The 514-nt window shown below is 37.9% G+C and carries 2 protein-coding genes; both read right to left on the bottom strand.

Features of this window, described 5'->3' with window-relative positions:
- On the bottom strand, window positions 1–230 hold a 230-nt coding region (locus IEV16_RS13315; protein ID WP_188366209.1), incomplete at its 3' end, for a hypothetical protein.
- Window positions 231–247: 17 nt separating this feature from the next.
- On the bottom strand, window positions 248–514 hold a 267-nt coding region (locus IEV16_RS13320; RefSeq protein WP_188366210.1), incomplete at its 5' end, for a transposase.

Here is a 514-nt window from a genome sequence, read left to right on the forward strand (position 1 = left end):
AAAATACGTACTTTCTCACGACCTACTGGAAAATTATTTTCCTGAAGCTTAACGTGAATCTTACGGTAGCCAAAGGTCTCATGCTTATGTGATAAAAAGTGTAATTTATCAATCATTTCTCTATCATCTTTTTTGTATACTCGGCGTTTTGTTGATCGTGCCAAATCCATAATCTTGCAGGCTTTACGTTCACTGACGTTGAATTTATTTTCTAAATGCTCAGCAGCCATCCTCTTTTGGCGAGAGCCTACCACTTTTTTGAGTTAACCTCCTTGAGCATCTCAATATCTAAGGCTTGATTGGCAATGATGGTTTTAAGACGGCGGTTTTCTTCGGCAAGTTGTTTCATTTTGCGGACATCTGAAACAGCCATACCTGAATACTTTTGCTTCCATTTATAAAAGGTGGACTGGGCTATGTTCTCACGCCGAATAATATTTGCTGCATTACCTTGGGTTTCAGCTTCTTTCAAAATTCGAACGATTTGTTCTTCTGTATATCTTTTTCGTTTCAT

The sequence above is a fragment of the Marinicella pacifica genome, assembly GCF_014636635.1.
Lineage (GTDB): Bacteria > Pseudomonadota > Gammaproteobacteria > Xanthomonadales > Marinicellaceae > Marinicella > Marinicella pacifica.